This is a genomic window from Caldalkalibacillus thermarum (assembly GCF_014644735.1).
In the GTDB taxonomy this organism is placed as follows: domain Bacteria; phylum Bacillota; class Bacilli; order Caldalkalibacillales; family Caldalkalibacillaceae; genus Caldalkalibacillus; species Caldalkalibacillus thermarum.
In genome coordinates this window covers 1-1,645 of sequence record NZ_BMKZ01000102.1, presented here as the reverse complement: position 1 = coordinate 1,645, position 1,645 = coordinate 1, and the positions used below count along the sequence as shown (strand labels likewise).

Below are 1,645 nucleotides of genomic sequence, written 5' to 3'. Positions count from 1 at the left end.
GGGCGTAAGCCTTTACCCTTGATGAAATGGACGGACAGGCTATACTACAAAAAGACGAAACAAAGAGCATTTTTGAGAAATAACTTAAAAAGTTGTGATTATGTCCAAATTTAGGGGGTTAATCCGCGTTGGTTAAACCATCCTAACTTAGATCCGGAACTAAGATATCAGCTGGAAGAGCTGCAACATGATCCCAAAACTTTGGAGGACTGCTTCTACAAACCCCTTGAATTTGGCACGGGGGGGGGATGCGCGGGGAACTGGGCCCCGGTATAAACCGCATGAACATTTACACTGTCAGAAAAGCTACGGAAGGATTGGCCCGCTATATCGCCGCTTTTGGAGAGCAAGCCAAAACAAGAGGCGTTGCTATTGCTTATGATTCGCGCTATCAATCCGCCGAGTTTGCCAAACAGGATGCTTTGACGCTGGGTAAGCATCACATTCAGATCTATCTGTTTGATGCGTTAAGGCCCACTCCGGAACTCTCTTTTGCCGTGCGCCATTTGGGGGCTTTTGCCGGGATTGTGATCACGGCCAGCCATAACCCGCCCGAATATAACGGTTATAAGGTGTATGGCCCCGACGGAGGACAAGTGGTGCCCGGCGTGGCCAATGAGATCATTGCCCGCATCAATGAAGTGGAAAATGAACTGGGTGTTGAAGTGGCTGCTGAAGACGAGCTGCGGGCATTCGTGTTGTTAAAGATGATCGGCCCGGAGATCGATGAGGCTTATACGACCTGCTTAAAAACGATTTCGCTTAACCCTGAGTTGATTGAGTTTATGGCCGGCAAGATAAAGATTGTATTTACCCCCTTGCACGGAACCTCTTACCATCCCGTTTTAAACGGGTTACAAGCCATTGGCTTTACTGAAGTGACCGTGGTAGAAGAACAGGCCCACCCTGATCCCGAATTCTCAACGGTAAAGTCGCCCAATCCTGAAGAACATGAAGCCTTTGAGCTGGCCATCCGCTATGGTCAAAAAATAGATGCTGACATGTTGATCGGCACTGACCCTGATGCCGACCGCTTGGGGGTGGCGGTTAAGAACGGGCAAGGGGATTATGTGGTCTTAACCGGCAATCAACCCGGGGCGCTCATGCTCCATTATCTTTTGTCGCAGAAACAAGCCAAAGGGCCCAAAGGGCTTTTGCTGGATAACGGCGTCGTGTTAAAAACCATTGTCACCTTCGAGCTGGGCCGGGCCATTGCCGAGGATTACGGTGTCCGTGTCGTTGACACCTTGACCGGGTTTAAGTTTATCGGGGAGAAGATTAAGGAGTATGAGGGCACAGGAGAGTATCAATTCCAGATTGGCTATGAAGAAAGCTACGGCTACCTTATCGGGGATTTTGTCCGGGATAAAGATGCGGTGCAGGCCGCCCTTTTGGCCGCCGAGGTGTGCGCTTTTTATTTGTCCCAAGGCAAGACCCTGAATGACGGGCTATTGGAACTCTTTGAGCGGTATGGCTATTATGCCGAGGATCTGCAATCACTGACGTTAAAAAGAAAAGAGATTCATGGTCATTTTTTGTGAGATGTAGTGTAAGATGACATGAAAAAACTCGCTATTTCCTGGCAATCCTTGTCATAGGCAAAAACAAAACGATTGGAGGAAATAGCGAGTGAAAACAGATATCC

At 48.7% G+C, this 1,645-nt stretch carries 1 pseudogene; it reads left to right on the top strand.

From position 1 onward, the window contains the following. Positions 1-126 precede the first annotated feature (126 nt). A pseudogene (locus IEW48_RS16595) lies at positions 127-1,520 on the top strand (phospho-sugar mutase); the annotation flags it as partial. Positions 1,521-1,645: the final 125 nt, after the last annotated feature.